The organism is Pseudomonas sp. D3-27, from assembly GCF_051132165.1.
Lineage (GTDB): Bacteria > Pseudomonadota > Gammaproteobacteria > Pseudomonadales > Pseudomonadaceae > Aquipseudomonas.
Window position 1 is genome coordinate 1,030,112 of sequence record NZ_CP071667.1, and the last position, 24,414, is coordinate 1,054,525.

General features: G+C 60.7%; 23 protein-coding genes and 1 tRNA gene. 9 read left to right on the forward strand and 15 right to left on the reverse strand.

What is annotated here, in order from left to right; translation table 11 throughout:
* Positions 1 to 33: 33 nt before the first annotated feature.
* Positions 34 to 2,091 (reverse strand): methyl-accepting chemotaxis protein, encoded by a 2,058-nt coding sequence (locus J3P92_RS04805; RefSeq protein ID WP_434650014.1) that lies wholly within the window; start codon positions 2,089 to 2,091, stop codon positions 34 to 36.
* 335 nt (positions 2,092 to 2,426) lie between these two features.
* On the opposite strand from J3P92_RS04805, the gene J3P92_RS04810 reads away from it, so the two are divergent.
* From J3P92_RS04810 to J3P92_RS04820, 3 genes are all read left to right on the forward strand, one after another.
* Complete coding sequence (locus tag J3P92_RS04810) at positions 2,427 to 3,644, forward strand: MFS transporter (protein WP_434562324.1); 1,218 nt, start codon at positions 2,427 to 2,429, stop codon at positions 3,642 to 3,644.
* A 144-nt stretch (positions 3,645 to 3,788) separates the two neighbouring features.
* Positions 3,789 to 3,944 (forward strand): hypothetical protein, encoded by a 156-nt coding sequence (locus tag J3P92_RS04815; RefSeq protein ID WP_420764060.1) that lies wholly within the window; start codon positions 3,789 to 3,791, stop codon positions 3,942 to 3,944.
* A gap of 3 nt (positions 3,945 to 3,947) precedes the next feature.
* Positions 3,948 to 6,023 carry a calcium-binding protein gene (locus tag J3P92_RS04820; protein WP_434650015.1) on the forward strand — a complete coding sequence of 692 codons (2,076 nt, stop codon included), beginning with the start codon at positions 3,948 to 3,950 and terminating at the stop codon, positions 6,021 to 6,023.
* Positions 6,024 to 6,078: 55 nt separating this feature from the next.
* On the opposite strand, the gene ychF is transcribed toward J3P92_RS04820, so the two are convergent.
* The 8 genes from ychF to J3P92_RS04860 all read right to left on the reverse strand — a co-directional run bounded on the left by ychF (position 6,079) and on the right by J3P92_RS04860 (position 12,996).
* A complete protein-coding gene (ychF, locus tag J3P92_RS04825; RefSeq protein ID WP_420764062.1) occupies positions 6,079 to 7,179 on the reverse strand; it encodes a redox-regulated ATPase YchF in 1,101 nt (366 codons plus the stop codon).
* A 22-nt stretch (positions 7,180 to 7,201) separates the two neighbouring features.
* On the reverse strand, positions 7,202 to 7,786 hold the full coding sequence (gene pth, locus J3P92_RS04830) for an aminoacyl-tRNA hydrolase (RefSeq protein ID WP_003185374.1): 585 nt from the start codon (positions 7,784 to 7,786) through the stop codon (positions 7,202 to 7,204).
* A gap of 166 nt (positions 7,787 to 7,952) precedes the next feature.
* The gene (locus tag J3P92_RS04835) at positions 7,953 to 8,555 is read right to left on the reverse strand and encodes a 50S ribosomal protein L25/general stress protein Ctc (protein WP_420764064.1); all 603 of its coding nucleotides are present in this window, start codon (positions 8,553 to 8,555) and stop codon (positions 7,953 to 7,955) included.
* A 140-nt stretch (positions 8,556 to 8,695) separates the two neighbouring features.
* On the reverse strand, positions 8,696 to 9,637 hold the full coding sequence (locus J3P92_RS04840) for a ribose-phosphate pyrophosphokinase (protein ID WP_003171603.1): 942 nt from the start codon (positions 9,635 to 9,637) through the stop codon (positions 8,696 to 8,698).
* 47 nt (positions 9,638 to 9,684) lie between these two features.
* Positions 9,685 to 9,759, reverse strand: a tRNA-Gln gene (locus tag J3P92_RS04845).
* A 37-nt stretch (positions 9,760 to 9,796) separates the two neighbouring features.
* Positions 9,797 to 10,648: a 4-(cytidine 5'-diphospho)-2-C-methyl-D-erythritol kinase gene (gene ispE / locus J3P92_RS04850; RefSeq protein ID WP_434650016.1), complete on the reverse strand. Its 852-nt coding sequence runs from the start codon at positions 10,646 to 10,648 to the stop codon at positions 9,797 to 9,799.
* A gap of 1 nt (position 10,649) precedes the next feature.
* The gene (gene lolB, locus J3P92_RS04855; RefSeq protein ID WP_420764066.1) at positions 10,650 to 11,267 is read right to left on the reverse strand and encodes a lipoprotein insertase outer membrane protein LolB; all 618 of its coding nucleotides are present in this window, start codon (positions 11,265 to 11,267) and stop codon (positions 10,650 to 10,652) included.
* 4 nt (positions 11,268 to 11,271) lie between these two features.
* Positions 11,272 to 12,996, reverse strand: coding sequence for a tetratricopeptide repeat protein (locus J3P92_RS04860; RefSeq protein ID WP_434650017.1), 1,725 nt, complete (start codon positions 12,994 to 12,996; stop codon positions 11,272 to 11,274).
* 181 nt (positions 12,997 to 13,177) lie between these two features.
* Here J3P92_RS04860 and hemA point away from each other — a divergent pair, with 181 nt between their 5' ends.
* The 6 genes from hemA to J3P92_RS04890 all read left to right on the forward strand — a co-directional run bounded on the left by hemA (position 13,178) and on the right by J3P92_RS04890 (position 18,558).
* Entirely contained in the window at positions 13,178 to 14,467 is a 1,290-nt protein-coding gene (gene hemA, locus J3P92_RS04865) for a glutamyl-tRNA reductase (protein ID WP_039592198.1), read from the forward strand.
* Positions 14,464 to 15,546, forward strand: a complete 1,083-nt coding sequence (prfA, locus tag J3P92_RS04870) for a peptide chain release factor 1 (RefSeq protein ID WP_039592197.1) — start codon at positions 14,464 to 14,466, stop codon at positions 15,544 to 15,546. Before hemA ends, prfA begins: the two co-directional genes overlap by 4 nt.
* Before the next feature lie 14 nt (positions 15,547 to 15,560).
* On the forward strand, positions 15,561 to 16,391 hold the full coding sequence (gene prmC / locus J3P92_RS04875) for a peptide chain release factor N(5)-glutamine methyltransferase (RefSeq protein ID WP_434650018.1): 831 nt from the start codon (positions 15,561 to 15,563) through the stop codon (positions 16,389 to 16,391).
* Complete coding sequence (locus J3P92_RS04880) at positions 16,385 to 17,140, forward strand: molybdopterin-synthase adenylyltransferase MoeB (RefSeq protein WP_434650019.1); 756 nt, start codon at positions 16,385 to 16,387, stop codon at positions 17,138 to 17,140. Before prmC ends, J3P92_RS04880 begins: the two co-directional genes overlap by 7 nt.
* Positions 17,133 to 17,924, forward strand: a complete 792-nt coding sequence (gene murI, locus J3P92_RS04885; RefSeq protein WP_434650020.1) for a glutamate racemase — start codon at positions 17,133 to 17,135, stop codon at positions 17,922 to 17,924. The genes J3P92_RS04880 and murI overlap by 8 nt, the downstream gene beginning before the upstream one ends.
* A gap of 115 nt (positions 17,925 to 18,039) precedes the next feature.
* On the forward strand, positions 18,040 to 18,558 hold the full coding sequence (locus J3P92_RS04890; RefSeq protein ID WP_434562343.1) for an acyloxyacyl hydrolase: 519 nt from the start codon (positions 18,040 to 18,042) through the stop codon (positions 18,556 to 18,558).
* A gap of 120 nt (positions 18,559 to 18,678) precedes the next feature.
* Here J3P92_RS04890 and J3P92_RS04895 read toward each other — a convergent pair whose 3' ends face one another.
* The 6 genes from J3P92_RS04895 to J3P92_RS04920 all read right to left on the reverse strand — a co-directional run bounded on the left by J3P92_RS04895 (position 18,679) and on the right by J3P92_RS04920 (position 24,370).
* Positions 18,679 to 18,984 (reverse strand): YkgJ family cysteine cluster protein, encoded by a 306-nt coding sequence (locus J3P92_RS04895; protein ID WP_420764073.1) that lies wholly within the window; start codon positions 18,982 to 18,984, stop codon positions 18,679 to 18,681.
* 28 nt (positions 18,985 to 19,012) lie between these two features.
* Positions 19,013 to 19,720: an SDR family NAD(P)-dependent oxidoreductase gene (locus tag J3P92_RS04900; RefSeq protein ID WP_434611520.1), complete on the reverse strand. Its 708-nt coding sequence runs from the start codon at positions 19,718 to 19,720 to the stop codon at positions 19,013 to 19,015.
* Between the two features lie 140 nt (positions 19,721 to 19,860).
* Positions 19,861 to 21,300, reverse strand: coding sequence for a deoxyribodipyrimidine photo-lyase (phrB, locus tag J3P92_RS04905; protein ID WP_434650021.1), 1,440 nt, complete (start codon positions 21,298 to 21,300; stop codon positions 19,861 to 19,863).
* 11 nt (positions 21,301 to 21,311) lie between these two features.
* A complete protein-coding gene (locus J3P92_RS04910) occupies positions 21,312 to 22,250 on the reverse strand; it encodes a MerR family transcriptional regulator (RefSeq protein WP_434609588.1) in 939 nt (312 codons plus the stop codon).
* Complete coding sequence (locus J3P92_RS04915; RefSeq protein WP_434650022.1) at positions 22,250 to 23,212, reverse strand: YbgA family protein; 963 nt, start codon at positions 23,210 to 23,212, stop codon at positions 22,250 to 22,252. The genes J3P92_RS04910 and J3P92_RS04915 overlap by 1 nt, the downstream gene beginning before the upstream one ends.
* A gap of 171 nt (positions 23,213 to 23,383) precedes the next feature.
* Positions 23,384 to 24,370 (reverse strand): NAD(P)/FAD-dependent oxidoreductase, encoded by a 987-nt coding sequence (locus tag J3P92_RS04920; RefSeq protein WP_434562351.1) that lies wholly within the window; start codon positions 24,368 to 24,370, stop codon positions 23,384 to 23,386.
* Between the last annotated feature and the right edge of the window lie 44 nt (positions 24,371 to 24,414).

Consider the following 24,414-nt stretch of genomic DNA (forward strand, 5'->3'; position numbering starts at 1 on the left):
CAACCGCTTAACCATCCTCGTCGCCAATGTGCGTCAACTGAGCTGAAATCTCCCTGTGTTCGCGCTCAAGGCCTGGCTGCCTTGGCTCAAGGTGTCCGCCGCCACGTTCACCGCGCGGGCGCCTTCCAGCAGGCGCATGGCCGCTTGATCGACCTGCTGGATATTGCCGCTGACCTCGTCGGCTGTGCTGGCCTGCTCATCCACCGCGGTGGCGATTTGCGCCAGGGTATCGGTGACGCTCTGTACGGCGCTGGCAATTTCCCCCAGACGCTCGCCAAGGCCGGTCACGGCTTGCGCGTCGGTCTGGGCTTGGCCGCACGCCGCTTCCATCAGGCTGACGGCTTCGTTGACCGTGGCGCGCAGGCTGTCGACGGTGCCGGCGATCTGTTGGGTGGAGGACTGGGTACGTTGCGACAGGCTGCGCACTTCATCGGCCACCACGGCAAAGCCCCGGCCTTGTTCACCGGCGCGGGCGGCTTCGATGGCGGCGTTGAGCGCCAGGAGATTGGTCTGCTCGGCCACGCCGCGAATGGTATCGACCACCAGCTGGATCTGTTGGCCCTGCTCGCTGACCCGGCCCAAGGCGGCGGCGGTTTCGTTGAGCCGCTGGTTGAGCTGCTGAATGCTCGCCGTGGTGCGCTGGCTGTCGCGGCTGCTGTCGGCGGCGATGCGGCGGGTCTGTTGCGCGCTGTCTGACGCCTGTTCGCAACTTTTCGCAACGCCTTGGGAGGTCGCGGCCAGCTGCGTCGCGGCGGCGGCGATCTGGCTGATTTGCATCTGCTGAGCCTCGACTTCGCCCAAGGCGCCGCTGGAGTGTGTATTGAGGGTGCGCACGGCGTCGCTCAGTTGCAGCGTTTCGTGATCCACGCCCAGCAGGCTGGTGCGCAACTGCACCACGGCGACATTGAGCGCGGTGCTGATAGCTGCCAGCTCGTCGCGTCCTTGCACGGGTACCTGGAGGCTCAGGTTGCCGTCACGCAGGGCTTCGGCCAGTAGGGTTATGCCACTGGCGCTGCGGCGGATAGAGGCTTGCAAGCAGACGAACAGGTACAGCGCCGCCAGCAATAGGCAGCCAAGCACCGTGGCGACCAAGGTGAACTGGCGGATCGCAGAGCCGTGGTAATGGTCCAGCCGCGTGTCCAGTGCGAACAGCGATTGTTGTCGCAGGGTCGCCAGGTCCCGAAGAAGGGCGTCCATGTGTTTCTCGAACGCTTCCGGCTTGAGATTGATGGAGCCACCGAACACGCCGTCATCCAAGACTTTCAAGCCGGCGTCCAAGTGCTTGAGGCTGCCCTGGAACTGTCCGGCCCAGGATTGCAATTCGCTGGGCAAGCGTGTCTCCAGCAACGCACCGGTCTTGACCAACTGATCCCGGGCGTCGCCGATGCGGCTGCGCAAGTCACGCAGTTGCAGGCGGCTCTGCAAAGTGAATTGGCCTGACACCACCGAGGCCTGGCCAACGCTGGCCAGGCGGCCGACACGTTCGATCAGCTCGGGTGTCTGCTGGGTCGAAATCTGGGTGAGCAGGTAGGTTTCCAGCCAGGAGGCGAGCGTCAGGCGATTGTCCATGACCATCTGTTCGCGCAACGCTTGCAATGCGCTGAGGGCAGCGGTGAAACGATCATAGCCATCCGGCCACCAACCCACGGCGCCCAGGCTCTTGGAATCCAGGCCGTTGAGGCTGGTCTGCAAGGCCTGGTAGCGGGCGAGGGTGTCGGCTTCGACGCCCTCGGCCTGCAAGGTCGCGCCAAGATCGTTGGCGACCTGGTTGAGCTCTGGTTGCACCGCATCGAACGCGGCCATGGCGGCGATCGTCGCAGGGGTGGGTTGTCGATTGGTCTCCGTGGCCCGCCAGCGCGCCGCGCGATTGCGCTGTGCGGCGAGCAGGTTGTCCAGGTTATCCAGGGCGAGCAACTGGCGTACGCCGGCGCGCTCTCCGGAAATCAGGTTGAGTTTGTCCCGGTAGTCCTGGCCGATGAGCCACAGGCTGCCCATGAGCGGCAGGATGAACAAAAGGAACAACAACTGGAATTTACGGGCGAAACCAAAATGCCCCAGCAACCGGATGCCCGGTGATAGAAAAGCCTGCATGCCCATACTCCCCTGAACACCCTTGCACTTTTTTTGTGCGTTTTTACACAAGTGCCGAAACGGGTGCTCTTTCAAAAGGCCTCGAAAGCTTGTCCAGGCCGGCTCTGTAGGCCTGCTCTGTAGCGAAACTTCCCATTCTCGGTCCCCTTTGTAAGGGGCCGCGTCGTAAGACTTTTACAAGGCAAGATTCAGACCATGGCGTTGCGCTATCACCTTGTTTGCCGACTATTTTTTATCGGTCGATAGCAAGCTAATGGGATAGCCTTGTCGCACTGAAAAATGGCACATTGGCGAACCTTGCCCATGTGTTCCCACCTGCCGTCTGGAAACTTCCCATGGCTATCAGCAATACCCCGGCTGACGCGACGCCCATTGGCGCCACGCCCCAAAGCAGTCCTTTGGTCATGCGCATCATTGGTGCGGTGGCGTTGGCTCATCTGATCAACGATCTGATCCAGGCTGTGCTGCCGTCCATCTATCCGATGCTCAAGGACAGCTATGGCCTGACGTTTACCCAGGTCGGCCTGATCACCCTTACGTTCCAGTTGACCGCATCTTTGTTGCAGCCTTGGGTCGGCTATCACACCGATCGGCACCCGAAGCCCTGGCTGTTGCCGGCCGGAACGGTGTGCACGCTGATCGGCATCGTGATGATGTCCATGGTCGGCAGCTTTGCCATGATCCTGCTGGCGGCGGCCTTGATCGGTATCGGCTCGTCGACTTTTCACCCCGAGGCATCGCGAGTGGCGCGACTGGCTTCCGGCGGTCGTTACGGCCTGGCGCAATCGACTTTCCAGGTGGGCGGAAACGCCGGCTCCGCATTCGGCCCGCTGCTGGCCGCAGCGATCATCATTCCCTACGGTCAAGGCAATGTGGCCTGGTTCGGCTTGTTCGCGCTGTTTGCCTTGTTCGTGCTGTACCGCATCAGCCGTTGGTACGCCAATCACCTGAACCTGTTCAAGCTCAAGCAAGGCCAGGCGGCGACGCATGGCTTATCCAAGGGGCGGGTCCTGAGTGCGTTGGTGGTGCTTGGCCTGTTGGTGTTCTCGAAGTATTTCTACATGGCCAGTTTCACCAGCTATTTCACCTTCTACCTGATCGAAAAGTTCGACCTGTCGGTGGCATCTTCCCAACTGCACCTGTTCCTGTTCCTTGGCGCAGTGGCGGCGGGGACCTTCTTTGGCGGCCCGATCGGCGACAAGATCGGACGCAAGGCGGTGATCTGGTTCTCGATTCTGGGTGTGGCGCCATTTACGCTGATCTTGCCTCACGTGGACCTGCTGTGGACCAGCATCCTCAGCGTAGTGATCGGCTTCATCTTGGCTTCGGCTTTCTCCGCCATCGTGGTGTATGCCCAGGAGCTGGTGCCGGGCAACGTTGGGATGATCGCCGGCGTGTTCTTCGGGTTGATGTTCGGCTTCGGTGGGATCGGCGCCGCGCTGCTGGGGCATCTGGCGGACATCCGGGGTATCGAATACGTGTATTGGCTGTGCTCGTTCCTGCCGTTGTTCGGCGTGTTGGCGATTTTCCTGCCAAGGACCAAAAGGGCCTGAATCGAACATTCCGAGCCCCGTTTCAACGCAGTATGGGCCAGTGCGGATACCTTTCGTACAGAGCCTCGGTCAATCCATCAGGCATTTTTGCTCTCGACCCCGGATGGGGTCGATGTACCGTTTATCGTTGTCCCTGAGCCATGAATGAACTTGCCGCTCTTTGGTGTTTCCGACGCAAAGAGCCTGTTCCAGTCAATTGGCTCCAACAAGAAGCCACCGGTCATGGTTATGACCGAGGCAGCGTGCAAAGCGTTGTCGCTCTACCAGGTGACGAAACTGGCATTTCTTTTAAGGGACTAAACCATGGCAACCGTCGATAACCCGAACCTGAATTCCCATACCGTAAGAACCGGCCCCGGCACTGTCCAGGTCGACCTCACCGGCCAGCTAGATGATGCCCAGAGCATCATTATCCAGCCGGACGGCAAGATATTGATTGGCGGCTATACCGAGTACCTGGCATGGGGCTACCCCGGGGCGCCAGGTGAGGAAAGCTACGGCTACGAGCAGAACCATTCCGTTATCCGCCTGAATGCGGATGGCAGCCTGGACACCCGCTTTCATGAAGGTGGCGTCGATACGATACCGACCACGACAGCCCCAGCGTCCCGCTATGAGCTGACGGCGGTGCAGGCCGATGGCAAGGTGCTCGTCGCTGTGGCGCTGAACACCGGCATACAGGTGGAGCGCTACAACAGTGACGGGACGCGTGATGTCGGCTTTGGTCAGAACGGTGTCGTGACGGTCGACATCAGCCATGATTTCAAGGATATCGACCTGACGGCCAATATGGACGGCACCTTTCAGGTCAGTGCCCGCGGGTTTGACCAGGCTACCGTGACCAAGGCTGGCAATGACGGCAGCTTGTTCGACGGCTTTGGTCACAACGGCGTGCTCACCGTCGACATTTACGAAGACCCGTTTTTCAACGGAGGGATCTCCAGTGCGGTGTTGGCAGATGGGAGTGTCGTGGTCGGGGCTGCCTACAATGCCGCCGGCACGGGCGATCCGACGTTCGCCTTGCAGCGTTTCAACGCCGACGGTCAGTTGGATACCCGTTTCGGTGACGACGGCGTCCTGCATTTGAGCGCTGCCATGGGGTTTGGGGAAGACTCGGTGGTCACCGTGCAGGCTGACGGAAAGATCATCGTGATGGGGCATGGCGAGGGCGATCGCCTGGCTACCGTGGCGCGGCTCAACGCTGACGGGTCATTCGACAGTAGTTTCGGCAGCAATGGCTCGGTGACCTTCGAGGCCGACACGCCGGCGGCTTTGACGGTGCAAGCCGATGGCAGGATCGTGGCTGCCGGCACGAACAACGGAGATTTCAATGTCATCCGCTTGAACGCCGACGGTAGCCTGGACTCAAGCTTTGGCAGCCAGGACGGCAAGCTCCATATGGAGGGGTACGCCGGCGAGGAAATCTTGCGGGGCACCGATGCCGCCGAAATCATCCACGGCCTGGCGGGCGATGATGTGCTCCACGGCGACGGCGGGCGTGATGTGTTGCAAGGTGGCTCAGGCTCGGACATCTTCCGTTTTACCGAACTGGGCGACAGCTTCCGCACCGCCACGCTGAACAGCAGCGACCGAATCCAGGACTTCGATGTCTCCGAGGACCGCATTGACCTGATCGGCCTGGGCTTCACCGGTATTGGCGATGGCCATGACGGTACCTTGGCCATCCAGGCCAGCGCGGACGGCACCCGCACCTACCTCAAGAGCTTCGACGCCGATGCTACCGGGCAACGTTTTGAACTGACCTTGGATGGCAATCTGGTCGGGCAATTGAACAACACGAATCTTGTGTTCACAGCGCCCACTCTTGAAGGGGAATCTACCAACGATACGATTACCGGTTCTGCCTTGTCGGAAATCATCCATGGCCTGAACGGCAATGACCGTATCAACGGCGGCGCCGGAGCGGATGTCATCATCGGCGGCGCGGGCGCCGATCGTCTCAACGGTGGGGACAGAGCCGACATTTCGTTGTGGACGGACAATCGGGAAAACGCCGACGTGTTCCGCTATCTCTCCATCGAGGACAGCTACCGTACCGACAACCAGAGCTTTGCCGACCTTATCGAAGGCTTTACGGTTGACGACAAGATCGATGTGTCGGCACTGGGCTACACCGGCTTCGGAGAGGGTACGGGCACTACGCTGAAGTTGGTCTACAACGAGGCATTGGACCGCACTTACCTGAAGGATGCGCAAGCGGACGCGAAAGGCCATTCGTTCCAGATTGCGCTGGCCGGGGACTGGCGGGAAAGCCTCGGCGAAGACAACATGGTCTTTGCTCCCACAGCGGCTCCCGACGCCCAACTAGGCCTGATCGGGGTGGCGCCAGACGTCGATCAATGGCATTTGTTAAGTTGACGCCCATAAAAAAACACCGCGTGACAGTCACTGCCACGCGGTGTTTTTTTTCATTTCAGACGTTGAAGCGGAAGTGCATCACGTCGCCGTCCTTGACGATGTATTCCTTGCCTTCCAGACGCCACTTACCGGCTTCCTTCGCGCCAGCTTCGCCCTTGTACTGGATGAAGTCGGCGTAGGCGATGACTTCGGCGCGGATGAAGCCCTTTTCGAAGTCGGTATGGATGACGCCAGCGGCTTGCGGGGCGGTGGCGCCCACGCGAACGGTCCAGGCGCGCACTTCTTCGACACCGGCGGTGAAGTAGGTCTGCAGGTTGAGCATTTCGTAGCCAGCGCGGATCACCCGGTTCAGGCCAGGCTCTTCCAGGCCCAGGGCCTCGAGGAACATGTCCTTCTCTTCGCCATCGTCCAGTTCGGCGATTTCCGCTTCGATCTTGTTGCAGACCGGAACGACCATGGCACCTTCTTCCTCGGCGATGGCACGGACCACGTCCAGATGCGGGTTGTTCTCGAAACCGTCTTCGGCGACGTTGGCGATATACATGACCGGCTTGGTGGTCAGCAGGTGGAAGCCCTTGATCACCAGCTTCTCGTCGGTGCTCATGTCCTTCATCAGGCTACGCGCGGGCTTGCCCTCGGTGAAGTGAGCGATCAATCGCTCCAACAGGCCTTTCTGGACGACTGCATCCTTGTCGCCACCCTTGGCGTTGCGGGCAACCTTCTGAAGTTGTTTCTCGCAACTGTCGAGGTCGGCGAAGATCAGTTCCAGGTCGATGATCTCGATGTCGCGTTTCGGGTCGACGCTGTTGGAAACGTGGATCACGTTCTCGTCTTCGAAGCAGCGCACCACGTGGGCGATGGCATCGGTTTCGCGGATGTTGGCCAGGAACTTGTTGCCCAGGCCTTCACCCTTCGAAGCACCGGCCACCAGGCCTGCGATGTCGACGAACTCCATGGTGGTCGGCAGGATGCGCTTGGGATTGACGATGGCCGCCAGTGCGTCCAGGCGCGGATCGGGCATCGGCACGATGCCGCTGTTCGGCTCGATGGTGCAGAAGGGGAAGTTCTCGGCCGCGATACCGGATTTGGTCAGGGCGTTGAACAGGGTGGACTTGCCGACGTTAGGCAGGCCGACGATGCCGCAATTGAATCCCATGGTGTTTCCCCTCGGATAAGTGTCAGGCCTTCTGGCTGTGCAGGTTTTTCATCGCGCGGTTCCATTCACCGGCGAGGATATCCGGCAGCACGCCGAGGGCAAAGTCGATGCTGGCATCGAGTTTTTCCTGTTCGGCGCGAGGCGCGCGACCCAGGACAAAATTTGAAACCATACTGGCAACGCCCGGGTGGCCGATGCCGAGCCGCAGGCGGTGAAAGGTATTTTGATTGCCCAGTTGCGCAATGATGTCGCGCAACCCGTTGTGACCGCCATGGCCGCCGCCCTGCTTGAGCTTGGCAACGCCCGGAGGCAGGTCGAGTTCGTCGTGGGCCACCAGGATTTCTTCAGGCTTGATGCGAAAGAAACCGGCCAACGCCGCCACGGCCTGGCCGCTGCGGTTCATATAGGTGGTGGGAATCAACAGGCGAACATCCTGACCCTGGTGTGAAAAACGCCCGGTCAGGCCAAAATATTTGCGATCGGCGGCCAGGCTGACGCCTTGGGCGTGCGCGATGCGCTCAACAAAAAGGGCCCCTGCGTTATGCCGGGTCTGTTCGTATTCGGCGCCTGGATTTCCCAGGCCAACGATCAGTTTGATGGCAGTCACGATAGGGGCCCTTCCTGGAGTGGTGGTTAACATGTCGCGGTCAGACGGTGTGGCGACAACGAACGAAAATTGCGGATCTACCGTTAAGTAAACTTCGCGTTCTTGCCCGTTGTCTCGCTACGTTCCAGTCCGCGATGTTTCCGGTCACTCCGGCGACAGAGTGTAATTACTCTGCTGCGCCTTCTTCAGTCGCTTCTGGAGCAACACGTGGAGCGTGGACGTTGGCAACAGCCTTGTCATCACCGTGTGCCAGGGCAACAAACTCAACGCCTTTAGGAGCCTTGAGGTCGGACAGGTGAACGATCGTGCCAATCTCGGCGTCAGCCAGGTCGACTTCGATGAATTCAGGCAGGTCCTTCGGCAGGCAGGAAACTTCCAGCTCGGAAGTCACGTGCGAGATTTCGCCGCCTTTCTTGATCGGAGCAGCTTCGTTGATGAAGTGCACTGGAACGGTAGCGGTCAGTTTCTGGCCAGCCACGACGCGGATGAAGTCAGCGTGCATGATGAACTGCTTGGCCGGGTGACGCTGCATCGCTTTAACGATGACGTTTTGCTTCTTGCCATCAACGTTCAGTTCGATCACGTGGCTGAAAGCAGCCTCGTCTTCGAACAGCTTGGCCACTTCTTTGGCCAGCATGGTGATGGATTCAGGGGCCTTGTCACCACCGTATACAACGGCAGGAACCTGGCTGGCGAGACGACGCAGGCGGCGGCTCGCACCTTTCCCCAGGTCGGTACGCGCTTGGGCGTTCAGAATGAAATCGGTCATGTTGTTTCTCCAAAATAGCCATATCCGAATGACGTCTGCGACCGACGCCAAAGCGGTATGGGCAAAAAAGCCCCGCCCCAACATGAGTGTTGGGGCGGGGCGCTTTTCGTCAACGAGATATCCGGGAAAGGGCAGGGCCCTTAGCGGAACATCGCACTGATCGATTCTTCATTGCTGATGCGGCGAACCGCCTCGGCAACCACCGGTGCGATATCCAACTGACGGATACGCGCACAGGCTTGTGCTGCAGCGGACAGCGGGATGGTGTTTGTCACCACCAACTCGTCCAGCACGGAATTTTCAATGTTTTCGATCGCCCGACCCGACAGCACAGGGTGCGTGCAGTAGGCGAAGACCTTGGCAGCGCCATGCTCCTTCAAGGCCTTGGCCGCGTGGCACAGGGTGCCGGCGGTATCGACCATGTCGTCGACCAGGATACAGGTGCGCCCTTCGACATCGCCGATGATGTGCATCACTTCGGAGTGATTGGCCTTCTCGCGGCGTTTGTCGATGATACCCAGATCAACGCCCAAGGATTTGGCTACGGCCCGTGCACGCACGACGCCGCCAATGTCCGGGGACACGATCATGAGGTTTTCGAAGCGCTGATCCTCGATGTCATCCACCAGGACGGGGGAGCCGTAGATGTTGTCCACGGGAATATCGAAGAAGCCCTGGATCTGGTCAGCATGCAGATCGACCGTCAGTACACGATCGATGCCGACCACGGTCAGCATATCGGCAACGACTTTCGCGCTGATGGCCACGCGTGCGGAACGCGGACGGCGATCCTGGCGGGCATAACCAAAGTAAGGAATAACAGCAGTAATACGAGTAGCCGAGGAACGGCGGAAGGCATCAGCCATCACGACGAGTTCCATCAGGTTATCGTTGGTCGGAGCGCAAGTCGGCTGAATAATGAAGACGTCTTTACCGCGAACGTTTTCATTGATCTCGGCAGTGATTTCGCCGTCGGAGAACTTACCGACAGAGATGTCACCGAGAGGGATATGCAGCTGACGTACGACACGCCGAGCCAGATCGGGGTTAGCGTTCCCCGTAAAGACCATCATCTTGGACACGCGCAGTACCTGAAGGCTGAGGGTATACCTGGATGAGTATAGGAAAATGGCAGGGGCGGCTGGATTCGAACCAACGCATGGCAGGATCAAAACCTGCTGCCTTACCGCTTGGCGACGCCCCTGTATCTGTTGCTGCGAGTGCCCAGCACTCGATTCCTTTTAGAGCAGACTTTGCAGCTTGCGATGCAACATCGAAACGTTGCTTCCTTTTGCTACAAACCCTGTAAGGGTCTCTGTAAGAAGGGCCGAGACTTTATCAGCTTCAGCTTTGCTTGGGAAGCCCCCAAACACACAACTTCCAGTTCCGGTGAGTTTTGCTTCGGTAAATTTACCTAACAAATTCAATGCGTTACGAACATCTGGATAACGCCTTGCTACCACCGGTAAGCAGTCATTTCGACTGTTTCCCTTGGGAACGGGGCGCACTTTAATGGGAGGAGAGTTACGTGTCAACAGTGGATCTGAAAAAATTTCTGCTGTACTTACAGAGACTTGCGGCACCAGCACCAAGTACCAAGGTTCCTCGGGCTCTACCGGTGTGAGTTTTTCCCCGACGCCCTCGGCGAAAGCCGCGTGGCCACGCACGAAAACCGGTACGTCGGCACCCAGCGAAAGGCCCAGCGCCGCGAGGCGATCCATGTCCCAGCCCAACTGCCAGAGATGATTGAGGCCTAGCAGCGTCGTGGCCGCATTCGAACTGCCGCCACCGATTCCTCCGCCCATGGGCAGGATTTTTTCGATCCAGATGTCGATGCCCAGCGAACAGCCGGATTGCTCCTGAAGCTTCTTCGCCGCCTTGACGATCAGGTTGCTGTCGTGGGGAACACCGTTGAATTCGGTGTGCAAACGGATCACGCCGTCATCGCGCACGGCAAAAGTGATCTCGTCGCCATAATCCAGGAACTGGAAAATCGTTTGCAGCTCGTGATAGCCATCCGGGCGACGACCGAGGATGTGCAGCATCAGGTTGAGCTTGGCCGGGGAGGGCAGCGTCAGGCGTGCAGCGGTCATGTCATTGCCCCAGCTTGCGCGGCTGCCATTGCTTGATGACCAGCGTGACGTCCAGGTTGCTGCCGTGCAGCTTGATGCGCTCCGGCAACCAGTAGCCGTTCTGCTCGGCATAGCTCAGGTATTCGATCTGCCAGTCATCCTGCTCCAGGTTCGACAGGCGGCTGTCGGCGTCCAGGGTCAGACGGCTCTTGCTGTCCGGTGCCGGGAGGCCGCGAACCCACCAGGTGAGGTGGGAAACCGGCAGTTTCCAGCCCAGCTGTTCTTCCAGCAGTGCTTCGGGGCTCGGAGCCTCGTAGCGTCCCTGGTTGGCGACTTCCAGCGAAACCTGCCCCGGCCGGCCGGTCAGCCGCGCCGCACCGCGCCCCAGGGGGCCCGAAAGTCGAATGTCGTAGTAATCCTGGCGCTGCAACCAGAACAAGGTACCGCTGCCAGAGTCCTTGGGCGCACGAATGCCGATCTTGCCGTCGATCTGCCAGCCGTCGAGGCCGCTGAGCTGTTCTTTATGCTCGCGCCACTGGGCCGGGTCGCCATGGCCCTGGACGGATTCTCGGGCGCCGAAGCCCGCGCAACCGGCGAGCAGGGCGATGAAACTGAAAATAATGAAGTGGCGCACAAACATAATCTTAAAGGGTCTCTGATCCGGTCAGGCGTTTGATGGTGCCGCGCAGAATCGGGCTGTCCGGTTGTTCCTTGAGGAACTTGTCCCAGATCTGCCTGGCTTCGCGTTGTTTGCCGTTGGCCCACAGTACTTCACCCAGGTGCGCGGCGACTTCCTGGTCGGGGAAGCGCTCCAGGGCCTGGCGCAACAGGCGTTCGGCTTCGTCGAGGTTGCCCAGGCGGAAATTCACCCAGCCGAGGCTGTCGAGTACGGCCGGGTCTTCCGGATTGATCCGGTGGGCCTGCTCGATCAGCACCTTGGCCTCATCGTAGCGGGTGGTCCGATCCGATAGCGTGTAGCCGAGGGCGTTGAGGGCCATCGCGTTGTCGGGGTCGCGCTGGATGATCAGCCGCAGGTCTTTTTCCATCTGGGCCAGATCGTTGCGTTTTTCCGCGAGCATGGCGCGGGTGTACAGCAGGTTCAGATCGTCCGGGTATTGCTTCAACGCTTGTTGCAGAACAGCCCAGGCTTTATCGCCCTGCTTGTTGGCCGACAGGGTTTCGGCCTCGATCAGGTAGAGCTGGATGCCATAGTCCGGCTGGGTGTCGCGCTGAACGGCCAGGCGACTTTGGGCCTCGGCCGTCCGGCCGTTGCCGATCAGGATGTCAGCCTGGCGCAGCTGCGCTGGGAGGTAGTCATTGCCCGGGCCGACCTGGGCGTACTCGATCAGCGCGCTCTCGGGATCGTTGCGCTCCTCGGCGATGCGGCCCAGGTTCAGGTGGGCCGAGTCGACGTGGCTTTCCCGGGCTATCAGGTCTTCCAGGTAACCCTTGGCTTCTTCCCACGCCTTGGCCTCCAGGCAGACCAGCGCCAGGGAATAACGCAAATCGTCGTCTTCGGGGTATTGCTGCACCAGGCTGGAAAACTCGACCTTGGCGTCGTCCATGCGGTTGTTTTCCACCAGCATGCGGGCGTAGGTGAGGCGAAGGCGTTTGTCGTCCGGGTACTTCTTGATGCTTTTTTCCATCAGCGGCAGCGCTTCGTCGCCGCGATTCATGCCTTGCAGCAAGCGTGCACGCAACAGGATAGGCGCCACTTCGCCCGCTTCCGGCGGGTTGTCTTCCAATAAGGTGAGGGCGCCTTGGGAGTCGCCGTCCTGCTGCAGCAGCAAGGCCTTGCCGAAAATCAACTGGCCGTTGTTCGGGTGACGTTCCAGCAGGCGATCGAAACTCTTCTTCAAGCCGTCGCGGGTCTCTTGGTCGGTATCGGCGGCGGACAGCGCAAGGAAATCGAAATGGGTATCGCCCTTGCCCAGCAAGACTTTTTCCATGTACACCATGGAATCGTCGTAACGCCCGGCGCGCGCCAGTTGCACGGCGGCGGCGCGTTGCGCTTCGAGGTCGTCCGGGGCGTTTTTGGCCCAGATCAGCGCCGTATCCAGCGCGGCCTGGTCGGCCCCCAGGTATTCGGCAATGCGGAACGCCCGCTCGGAAATGCCCGGATCCTGAGTGTTGATGGCCTGGGTGACGTAGTTATCCAGGGCAATGTCGAAACGATTGCGCTGGCCTGCCAGCTCGGCACTCAGCAGGCTGAAGACAGTTTCTTCGCTGAACGAGCCGTACACCTTGGGCTTTTCGGGAGCCGGAGTGCTGCCTTCGACCGGTGGCGTACCGTCCGTCGAAACGGGGGCCATGGACTGGCAGCCGCCGAGAAAGGCAAAAGCGAGGAGCAACGCAAAAGATCTATTCATATAGGAAGAGGACGACTTACCTGCGGTCGGATCATCATGACACAAGCCATCGGTCAAACATAACCGAGTCTCGGCGGATGCCTTATAGGCACAGGTAATTGTGACAATAGTCGGTGGTGGTTGTTCTCAATCTGGCGAAGTAGGACAATTGCCGGCTTCACGTCACCATCAGCGACCTTGAATGGCCTTCCTTGCACTTGGTATTAACCACAAGACTGCTTCAGTAGATGTCCGCGAGCGCGTGGCCTTTACGCCTGAGCAGCTGGTTGAGGCCCTGCAGCAGCTCTGCCGACTCACCGACAGCCGCGAAGCTGCGATCCTCTCCACCTGTAATCGCAGTGAGCTTTATATAGAACAGGATCACGTCTCGGCCGATTCGGTGCTGCGCTGGCTGGCCGAATACCATGACCTGAGTCTGGAAGAGCTGCGCGCCAGTGCCTATGTCCATGAGGACGATGCGGCTGTTCGTCACATGATGCGTGTCGCTTCGGGGCTCGATTCGCTGGTGCTCGGCGAACCGCAGATTCTCGGCCAGATGAAGTCGGCCTATGCCGTGGCGCGCGAGGCCGGCACCGTCGGGCCGCTGCTGGGGCGTCTGTTCCAGGCCACTTTCAACGCCGCCAAGCAAGTGCGCACCGACACCGCCATTGGCGAAAACCCTGTGTCCGTGGCGTTTGCCGCTGTCAGCCTGGCGAAGCAGATATTCAGCGATTTGCAACGCAGCCAGGCGCTGCTGATCGGTGCTGGCGAGACCATCACCCTGGTCGCCCGCCATCTGCATGACCTGGGGGTGAAGCGCATCGTGGTCGCCAACCGCACCCTTGAGCGCGCCAGTACCCTGGCCGAGCAATTCGGTGCGCATGCGGTGCTGCTGTCGGATATTCCCGCCGAACTGGTGCACAGCGACATTGTCATCAGTTCCACCGCCAGCCAGTTGCCGATTCTGGGCAAGGGCGCGGTGGAAAGCGCCTTGAAACTGCGCAAGCACAAGCCGATCTTCATGGTCGACATTGCCGTGCCCCGCGACATCGAGCCCGAAGTCGGCGAACTGGATGACGTATACCTCTACAGTGTCGATGACCTGCACGAAGTCGTAGCCGAGAACCTGAAGAGCCGGCAAGGCGCGGCGCAGGCCGCCGAGGAAATGATCACCGTTGGCGCCGAGGATTTCATGGTGCGCCTGCGCGAGCTGGCGGCGGTGGACGTGCTCAAGGCGTATCGTCAGCAAAGCGAGCGCCTGCGCGACGAAGAATTGCAAAAGGCCCAGCGCCTGCTGGCCAACGGCGGCAGCGCCGAAGAGGTGTTGGTGCAACTGGCGCGCGGCCTGACCAACAAATTGCTCCATGCCCCAAGCGTCCAGCTCAAGAAGCTGACGGCCGAGGGCCGCCTCGATGCGCTGGCCATGGCCCAGGAACTTTTCGCCCTCGGTGAGGCTTCACCGGATAGCTTTTCGGATAAAAAATCGCAATGAAAGCGTCACTGCTCAATAAGCTGGACATTCTCCAGGACCGTTTCGAGGAACTGACCGCCTTGCTGGGCGACGGCGAAGTCATTTCCGACCAGAACAAATTCCGCACCTATTCCAAGGAGTACGCGGAAGTCGAGCCGATTGTCGCCACCTATAAGCAACTGCTCAAAGTGCAGGGCGACCTTGAGGGCGCCCAGGCGCTGCTCAAGGACAGCGACCCGGACATGCGCGAAATGGCCGTGGAGGAAGTGCGCGAAGCCAAGGAGCAATTGGTCGAGCTGGAAAGCAATCTACAACGCATGTTGCTGCCAAAGGACCCGAATGACGGACGAAACGTCTTTCTCGAAATCCGCGCCGGCACGGGCGGCGACGAAGCCGCGATCTTTTCCGGCGACCTGTTTCGCATGTATTCGCGTTATGCCGAGCGTCGCGGCTGGCGGGTGGAGATCCTGTCGGAGAACGAAGGCGAACACGGTGGCTATAAAGAAGTCATCGCCCGGGTCGAGGGCGACAACGTCTACGGGAAGTTGAAGTTCGAATCCGGCGCCCACCGCGTACAACGGGTGCCGGCCACCGAATCCCAGGGCCGCATCCATACATCGGCCTGCACCGTCGCGGTGTTGCCCGAGCCGGACGAGCAGGAAGCCATCGAGATCAACCCGGCGGACCTGCGGATCGACACCTACCGTTCTTCGGGGGCTGGTGGCCAGCACGTCAACAAGACCGATTCGGCGATCCGCATCACTCACTTGCCCTCGGGCATTGTCGTCGAGTGCCAGGAAGAACGCTCCCAGCACAAGAACCGGGCACGGGCGATGGCCTGGCTTTCGGCCAAGCTCAACGACCAGCAGACCAGCGCCGCCGCCAACGCCATCGCCAGCGAGCGCAAACTGCTGGTGGGGTCGGGCGACCGTTCCGAGCGCATCCGTACCTACAACTTTGCCCAGGGCCGGGTGACCGATCACCGGGTCAACCTGACCTTGTACTCCCTCGACGAGATCCTGGCCGGTGGTGTCGACGCCGTCATCGAGCCTTTGCTCGCCGAATACCAGGCCGACCAACTGGCCGCGATTGGCGAGTAAGCACGGGTGACCCAATGACCATCATCGCCAGTTTGCTTCGCGCCGCCGAATTGCCGGATTCCCCCACGTCACGCTTGGATGCGGAGTTGTTGCTGGCCGCTGCCCTGGGCAAGTCCCGCAGCTTCCTGCACACCTGGCCCGAGCGGATCGTGCCGAGCGAGGCCGCGCTGGTGTTTTCCGAATATCTACGCCGTCGTCGCTCCGGCGAGCCGGTGGCCTATATCCTCGGGCAGCAGGGTTTCTGGAAACTGGACCTGGAAGTCGCGCCCCACACATTGATCCCGCGTCCCGACACCGAGTTGCTGGTTGAAGCTGCGTTGGAGCTGCTGACAGCCACGCCGGCCCGGGTCCTCGACCTGGGCACCGGCAGCGGCGCGATTGCCTTGGCATTGGCCAGCGAGCGTCCGGCCTGGAGCGTGACGGCGGTCGATCGTGTGCTGGAGGCTGTGGCGTTGGCCGAACGCAATCGCCAGCGCCTGGGCCTGCGTAACGTCGCAATCCTGAGCAGCCACTGGTTCAGTGCGCTGGAAGGCGAACGTTTCGGGCTGATCATCAGTAACCCGCCCTATATAGCCGCCAGCGATCCGCATCTGGCCGAGGGCGACGTGCGTTTCGAGCCGGCCAGTGCGCTGGTGGCGGGGCCGGACGGGCTCGACGATTTGCGCGTGATTGTCCAGCAGGCCCCCGATCACCTCGAGGCAGGCGGCTGGCTGATGCTCGAGCATGGTTATGACCAGGCCGACGCGGTGCGGGGGCTGCTGCAAGAACAAGGTTTTGCCCAGGTCCATAGCCGCAAGGACCTCGGTGATCACGAACGCATCAGTCTGGGACGCCTGCCGTGCTGAACGATCAAGAGCTGCTGCGCTACAGTCGACAGATCCTGTTGCAACACGTCGACATCGATGGGCAACTGCGCCTCAAGCAGAGCCGCGCATTGATTGTCGGCCTCGGTGGCCTGGGCGCGCCAGTGGCGTTGTACCTGGCCGCAGCCGGTGTCGGCGAGTTGCACCTGGCCGACTTCGACACGGTCGACCTGACCAACCTGCAGCGACAGATCATCCACGACACTGATAGCGTCGGGTTGACCAAGGTCGATTCGGCGATGCGCCGCCTCACCGCCATCAACCCTGAAGTCCGACTGGTCCCCCATCCAACGGCCATGGACGACGGCAGCCTGGCTGACGCGGTGGCGGCGGTCGACGTCGTGCTGGACTGCTCCGACAACTTTTCCACCCGCGAAGCGGTGAACGCAGCCTGCGTCGCCGCGGGCAAGCCCTTGATCAGCGGCGCGGCCATCCGCCTGGAGGGCCAACTGTCGGTATTCGACCCGCGCCGCCCCGAAAGCCCTTGTTACCACTGCCTCTACGGGCACGGCAGCGAAGCCGAGCTGACCTGCAGCGAGGCCGGCGTTCTTGGGCCGCTCGTGGGGTTGGTGGGCAGTCTCCAGGCGCTTGAGGCCCTGAAACTGTTGGCCGGCTTTGGTGAGCCGCTAATGGGGCGCCTGCTGTTGATCGATGCGCTGGGCACGCGATTTCGCGAATTGCGGGTCAAGCGTGATCCGGAGTGCGGCGTTTGCGGTACCCGACATGAGTGAGGCACCGGTCGGGGTGTTCGATTCAGGGGTCGGCGGGCTGTCGGTGCTGGGGGAAATTCGCCGATTGCTGCCCCATGAGTCGCTGCTGTACGTAGCCGATTGCGGGCATATTCCCTACGGAGAAAAAAGCCCGGAATTCATCCGTCGGCGGTGCGCGATCATTGCCGATTTTTTTCAACGCCAGGGAGCCAAGGCGCTGGTGGTGGCCTGCAATACGGCAACCGTCGCCGGAGTGGCTGACCTGCGTCGTGATTATCCGGACTGGCCCATTGTCGGCATGGAACCGGCGGTCAAGCCGGCCGCTGCGGCGACTCGAAGCGGCATCGTCGGTGTGCTCGCCACCACAGGCACGTTGCAGAGCGCCAAATTTGCCGCATTGCTCGACCGCTTCGCCACGGACGTGCGAGTGGTCACGCAGCCCTGTCCCGGATTGGTCGAACTGATCGAGGCTGGCGACTTGCACAGCCCGGCCTTGCGCCAGGTGCTGCAGGGCTACGTTGCCCCGTTGCTGGCGGCTGGTTGCGACACGGTGATCCTGGGTTGCACGCACTATCCATTCCTCAAGTCACTGCTCAAAGAGATGGTTCCGGAGGATGTCAGCCTGATCGACACTGGCGCTGCCGTGGCTCGCCAACTCCAGCGCTTACTGAGCGAGCGGGCAATAGCTGCCGAGGGGCCTGCTGGCGAAACGCAATTCTGGAGCAGTGCCGATCCGTCACATTTAAGAAAAATCCTACCGATGCTATGGAATTCTTCCGGCATTGTGCGAAGCTTCGTCCTGTAAAAAAAACGTGAAAATTATGTAAATCGTGCTGAACTTCTGTTTTGGCGCGGATTTCTATAGCTCTGTCTGTTTGTAAGAAAAAACTAACTAAAGCTGTCGGAAAAGGATGTTTCTAATGAAGCGTTTATTCTGCTTTGCCGCGCTTGCGGCTGCGTTGCTGGGGCACACTTACACCGCACAGGCGGCAGGCGTGGAGTTCGGGGTCGGCCAGACCGGCGACTCGACCATGACCTATCGCCTGGGCATGCAGTTCGATTGGGACAAGAGCTGGCTGCAGAGTGACGTGGGTCGGCTGACCGGTTATTGGAGCGGTGCCTACACTTACTGGGAAGGGGACAAGACCTCCAGTAACCATAGCCTGTCGTTCTCGCCGGTGTTTGTGTACGAATTTGCGGGTCAGAACGTGAAGCCCTACATCGAGGCGGGGATCGGCGTCGCGTTTTTTGACAATACCGAGATCGAAACCAACAAGCTCGGTACGTCGTTCCAGTTCGAAGACCGTGTCGGTTTCGGCCTGCGCTTCAATGGCGGACACGAAGTGGGCATTCGTGCCACTCACTATTCCAACGCCGGCATCTCGTCGGACAACGACGGGGTAGAAAGTTACGCGCTGCACTACACGATGCCGCTGTAACAGCAAAAACCGTGTCAGCGAGCTTGCTCGCGATAGCGGTGACCAGCGCCTGCACTCGCCTGGTCCACCGCTATCGCGAGCAAGCTCGCTCCACAGGGATCCAGTGCGTCAGACCATTCTTTATCGATACGCCGTCGCAATGCCCTGGCGTTCTTCCAGGCACTCCGGCGCGCCCATCTCGAATTCTCTGCAGATCAGCGGGCGCTTTTCGTAGATCGTGCACATCATGCTGTCGCGATCCAGCGCCGCGCACCAGCCGTCATCGAGCCTCAGCATGACCTCCCCACCCCAATCGTCTGTGTCGATGAAACGTTCCGGAACGCCAGTATCGGTGATCAACATCACTTCCAGCTGGCAGCAGCACGCCGCGCATGTCGAGCATGTGACGACCGGCGCAGGCAGTTCAACGAGGGGGATGGTTTTCATGGCGCGCAGTGTAAGGCAACCGGGTCGATCAGGGTTGTCCCTTGATCGGGGATTCGCCAGCGGGCTGGGTGTCCGCGGGAAAATTGTTGGCCGGGGAGGGTAACGGCCAGAGGGTCTTCATGGAGGCGGCGGGTAGGGGCGTTTCGTGGGGGCGTTCGTTCAACTGCGCCAAGATGTAGTTCGCCGTCGCTGGGGCCGACCATCGGGTCGGGATGGGAAGGCTACCGTCGAGACCCATCGCCGGGTCGTCGAATCCTGGGATAACCAGCGTTACGTCGATGCCTTTGCCGGACGGGGCGCCACGAACCGATTCAAACACCTGGCGCAGCGTAGTGCCGTCGCCTGGCGCGTGGGAGGGCGCCAGGTACGTGACGGGGCTGGTAATGCCTACCAGGTGAGGCGTGCCCCCCTGGCGCAATAACGGCAGCGCCACGTCAATGCAAAAACTTGCAACCAACAGATTGCTGCGGATGATGCGTTCGACCAGCGTATGGTCAGCCGGTTGGCCTTCAACGTATTCGGCCGTTCCGGCATTGATGATCACCGTGTCCAACGCGCCCCATTGCTGGGAAATCAATTGGCCGACCTCTCGAGCGATCTGGCTGTTGGTCAATTTGGCCGGTACCGCCAAGACTTGGTCGGGAAAGCGCTGGGAAAGGAGGTTGGACATTTTAGACGAGCCGATAGCCAACTGCGCCCCGGTCTGAAGCAATGCTTCAGCCAGCGAGGCACCCACGCCATCAGCCGCACCGGTTAGCCAATACCTTCGTCCCAATCCTGTTCTCCTATGCAGAAGCCCTAAGTTAGTAAGACTATATAAGGTCCAGCGCGATGTGAATTCCCGATCTGGCCAATTTCATGTCTGATAATCGCGCTTCAGTTTGATTTCATGTCCTGGCGAGACGGCAACCGCTTGAAGGCCGCCAAAGCCCGCATTCTTGATTGCGCCAGATCAACGATCGGTGACGGATAATCCGTTGCGTCAAACAGTTCGCGCTGGGCATCAGGACGGTGGACACGTTGGTTATCCAAATTGTTCAATTCAGGCAGCCAACGCTTGATAAATAGTCCCTCGCGATCAAATTTCTCCGATTGGCTCAGTGGATTGAAGATGCGGAACCAGGGCGCCGAGTCCGTCCCGGTGGAAGCGCTCCATTGCCAGCCGCCATTGTTGGCCGCCAGGTCGCCGTCGATCAGATGGCGCATGAAAAAACGTTCGCCTTCGCGCCAGTCGATCAGCAGATTCTTGGTCAGGAACATGGCCACCACCATCCGCAACCGGTTGTGCATCCAGCCCGTCTCCAGCAGCTGGCGCATGGCCGCATCGATGATCGGCAGGCCGGTGCGCGCCTGTTGCCACGCCGCCAGTTCATCCGGCGCTTGGCGCCACGCCAAGGCCTCGGTCTCCGGGCGAAACGCGCGGTGTCGGGACACGCGTGGATAGCCCACCAATATGTGTTTGTAAAACTCCCGCCAGAGCAATTCATTGATCCAGGTCACTGTTCCTGCATTTCCACTTTCGAATTCACCCTGGTTGGCGTGCAGTGCCGCGTGCAGGCATTGGCGCGGCGATACCACGCCGGCCACCAGGTAGGCCGAAAGCTGGCTGGTGCCAGTCCTGGCCGGGAAGTCCCGCTCAGTCAGGTAGTCGTCGATGTGCTGCTCGACAAACCCATCCAGCCGCCGCCGGGCTTCGCTCTCACCGGCCGGCCACAGGGTTCGCAGCGTTTCGCTGGGTGGCTCGAAACCTTCGACGCACGTCGGCACGGGATCACTGGCTATGGCGGTGGACGCTTGCCGGGCAGGCGTGGGCACCACGCTCGGTAGTGAGAAATGCAAGCGTTGGTAGCACACCTTGCGAAACTGGCTGAATACCTGGAAATAGTTGCCGGTCTTGGTCAGCACGCTGCCGGGCTTGAACAAGAGCTGGTCGAGGTGGCTATGAAACTCGACACCCTCTCCAGCCAGCGCACGAGCGACTTCGGTGTCGCGTCGGGTTTCGTTCAGGCCGTATTCTTCGTTGACGTGCACGGCGTCGATGTTCAGCTCCCGGCACAGTGTCGCCAATACTTCTGGCGCCTGGTCCCATTGGGGCGCTTGGCGGATCAGCAGCGGGATGTTCAGTCCTTCCAACGCCGTGCTCAGCGACGCCAGGTTGCGCAACCAGAAATCGACTTTGCAAGGCGCATCATCGTGGGCGCGCCATTGCCCCGGGCTTGGCAGATATACCGCCACGCAGGGGCCTCGGGCGGCAGCGGTGGCAAGCGCGGTGTTGTCGTGCACGCGCAAATCGCTGCGCAGCCAGATCAATTGCATGGACATACTCTTTAAAGAAGCGCCCGACGATTCAGTTCGGCGTGAGCGCAGAGCGGGTTTTCGGCCCAACTGACGTGGGGCATCGAGACGTCGGTGGATAGCCTGGCGAGATGAATGGACACGGCCGGGCCGGCGATGATGATCGGGCAGTCGACGGCATTCAGTTGCCTAGGCAATTGGGAAAGGTTCAAGGCATTGCTTGAATACAGCAACACGGCGCGGGCCTTGAGCCGTTCGACCGCCAGCGCCAACTCTCCCGCCGGCAAAGGCGCATCGAAGACCTCCACGGGGCAATCGGAGCTGCTGGCGAGCCAGGCCGTCAACCACAGGTGCGGTTCCTGGGACGACAGAGAATGATTGACCATCAGCAACGGCGCGCCATGCACCTGGCGGTTGTTGTGGTAGACCCGGCTGCCGAACTTGCTGCGCAGCCAGGAATAAAAGAACACCTGCTCCAACTGCGCGCCGAACTGCCCTTGCCAACGTGTCTGCAATTCGTCGAGCAAGGGCAGCAGCAACTGTTCGCAAACAGTACTGGGCGGATAAAGCGCCATCGCCTGGTTGACCAGATGATCGACTTGCCGCTCGGCCAGTTGCATCACCGCCAGGGCAAGGGCGTGGCGCTGGCACTGCCAATCATCTTCCAATGGCTCGTCGGGCGGCTGCGGAGTGTCGAGCAACGGCTTGACCTTGCTCACGGCCACGCCGCGATTGATCCAAGTGAGGATGCTCTGGATCCGTTGCACATGTTCAGCGCTGAACAAGCGATGGCCCTTGGGGGTGCGGTGCGGCACGATCAAGCCATAGCGGCGCTCCCAGGCACGCAGCGTGACGGCGTTGACGCCGGTCCGCCGGGACACTTCGCGTATGGGCAGCCAGCCCTGCGCCAGCGCTGTGGCAAAATCAGCGCCGAGGTCTTCGCTGGCGCTGGAGTCGGGTTCGTCGTTCATCAGATGGCGTTTCGCAGGCTGAGGTTTTCCGGGTGGGGTTGCAGGTACGCCTGTTGCGCAAGATATGGATCGGGATGCTGGCGCAGGTGATGCTTGAGTAACGTCAGCGGCACCACCAAGGGCACGATGCCGAGGCGATATTGCTGGATGAGGTGCTGCACTTCCCGCTTGTCATCGGCGCCGATGGCGCGTTTGAGATAGCCGCTCAAATGTTGAAGTACGTTGGCGTGGGTTCGGCGGGTGGCGCATTTCTTCAAGGCCGTCATCAGGGCACTGAAATAACGCGGGCCCAACTCATTGGGATCCGACGTGCCCATGTTGCCCAACAGGTTGCCGAGGGCCTTGTATTGCACCGGATCGTGAGCCATCAGCAAGTATTTGTAGCGCGAGTGGAATTCGATGAGATCACGCCGGGTCAGGTCGCGACGGCGCAGCGGTTGCCAAGCGGCGTAGACGAACACACGCGTGAGGAAGTTCTCACGCAATACCGGGTCGTTGAGGCGACCGTCTTCTTCCACCGGCAGGTCCGGATGCCGCGCACAAAAGGCCTGCGCGTAGATACCACGCCCGCCGCCGTCCTGGGGCACGCTGTTGTGATCGTAGACCTTGACCCGTTCCAGCCCGCACGACGGCGACTTCTGCATGAAGATGTAGCCGCAAATGTCGTTTAGTTCCTCGGCCATTTGCCGACCGTAATCGTCCAGCGGTTGGGTGACATCGAGATCGCGGTTCACGGTGCCGACCGCGTGGGGTTGCTCGGGTTTGCCCACCAGCCGAATCGGTTCCCGGGGAATGCCCAAGCCTATGGCGACCTCAGGGCAAACCGGGACGAAATCGAAAAAGTCATTAAGCGTGCGGCTGCATAGCTGGGATTGCTTGTGCCCGCCATTGAAGCGAACTTCGGCGCCCATCAGGCATGCGCTGATAGCAATCTTGGGTTTGGCGTTCGCTTCGCTGGGCATGAGCTACCTCTGGGATAAAAATCTTGTACATATTTACTTCGCTGTACAATATTTTTAATCATAGGTCCGAATGGACACAAGTCAACCGGCAATGGAATGAACGGGCGATGCCACGGAGGGCGCAGATGGGCTGCTGTCTGTTGCGACAGCAGCGAGGGAGGCAAGGGCGATCTATTGGAGGCTGGCGTGCAACCGGCGCGCGGCGTCCTGGCCGCTGAGCCAAGCCCCTTCGACCCGGCCGGACAGGCACCAATCTCCGCACACGTACAACCCCAGGTCGGCATCGGCCAGCGCGCCCCATTCGTGACTGCTGGCGGGGCGGGCGTACAGCCAGCGGTGGGCTACGCTGAAGCTCGGAGCGGGCATCGCGCTGTGCAGCAGTTCGGCGAAGGCACCGTGCAGGTGTTCGATGACCGCTTCCTTGGACATGTCGATGTGCTGGCGGCTCCAGTCGCTGGTGGCGTGCAGCACCCAAGTGTCGAGCTTGCTATCGCGGCCTGGCTTGCTGCGGTTGCGTGCCAGCCAGTCGAGAGGGCTGTCCTGCACGAAGCAGCCTTCCATGGGCGTATCCAAAGGCTGTTCGAAGGCCAGCGCCACCGCCCAGGTCGGGTCCATTTTCACCCCGGCGGCCACGCCAGCCAGTTTCGGCACCGCGGCCAGTAATGCGGTCGCCTGGGGCGCGGGCGTGGCGATGACCACCTGGCCGAACGGGCCATGGGTGAACCCTTCAGCGTCCTGCAGATGCCAGTGCTCCTGGCCGCGAAACACTTCGGTGATGCGGCAGGAGAACTGCACGGGCAGGTCGCCGAGCAGGGCACGGGTAATCGCGCTCATGCGCGGGGTGCCGACCCAACGGGTCTGTTCGTCCGGTGAAGGGCTCATCTGCCCGTCCTGGAAGTGATAGAGCTGCGGGTTCCATTCCGCTGCCCAGCCGTTGGCTTGCCAGCGCTGCACCTCCGTGACGAAGCGCCGGTCCCGGGCAGTGAAATACTGGGCGCCCATGTCCAGCGCGCCAGCGTCGCTGCGCTTGCTCGACATGCGTCCGCCGCTACCGTGGCTTTTATCGAAAAGTTGGATGACATGCCCGGCCTCCGTCAGGGCCTGGGCGGCGGAGAGTCCGGCGATGCCGGTGCCGATGATTGCGATAGGTACAGTCATGAGGGCCTCGTTTACTTTCTGTACAGACTACGCCGTCGTTTAAT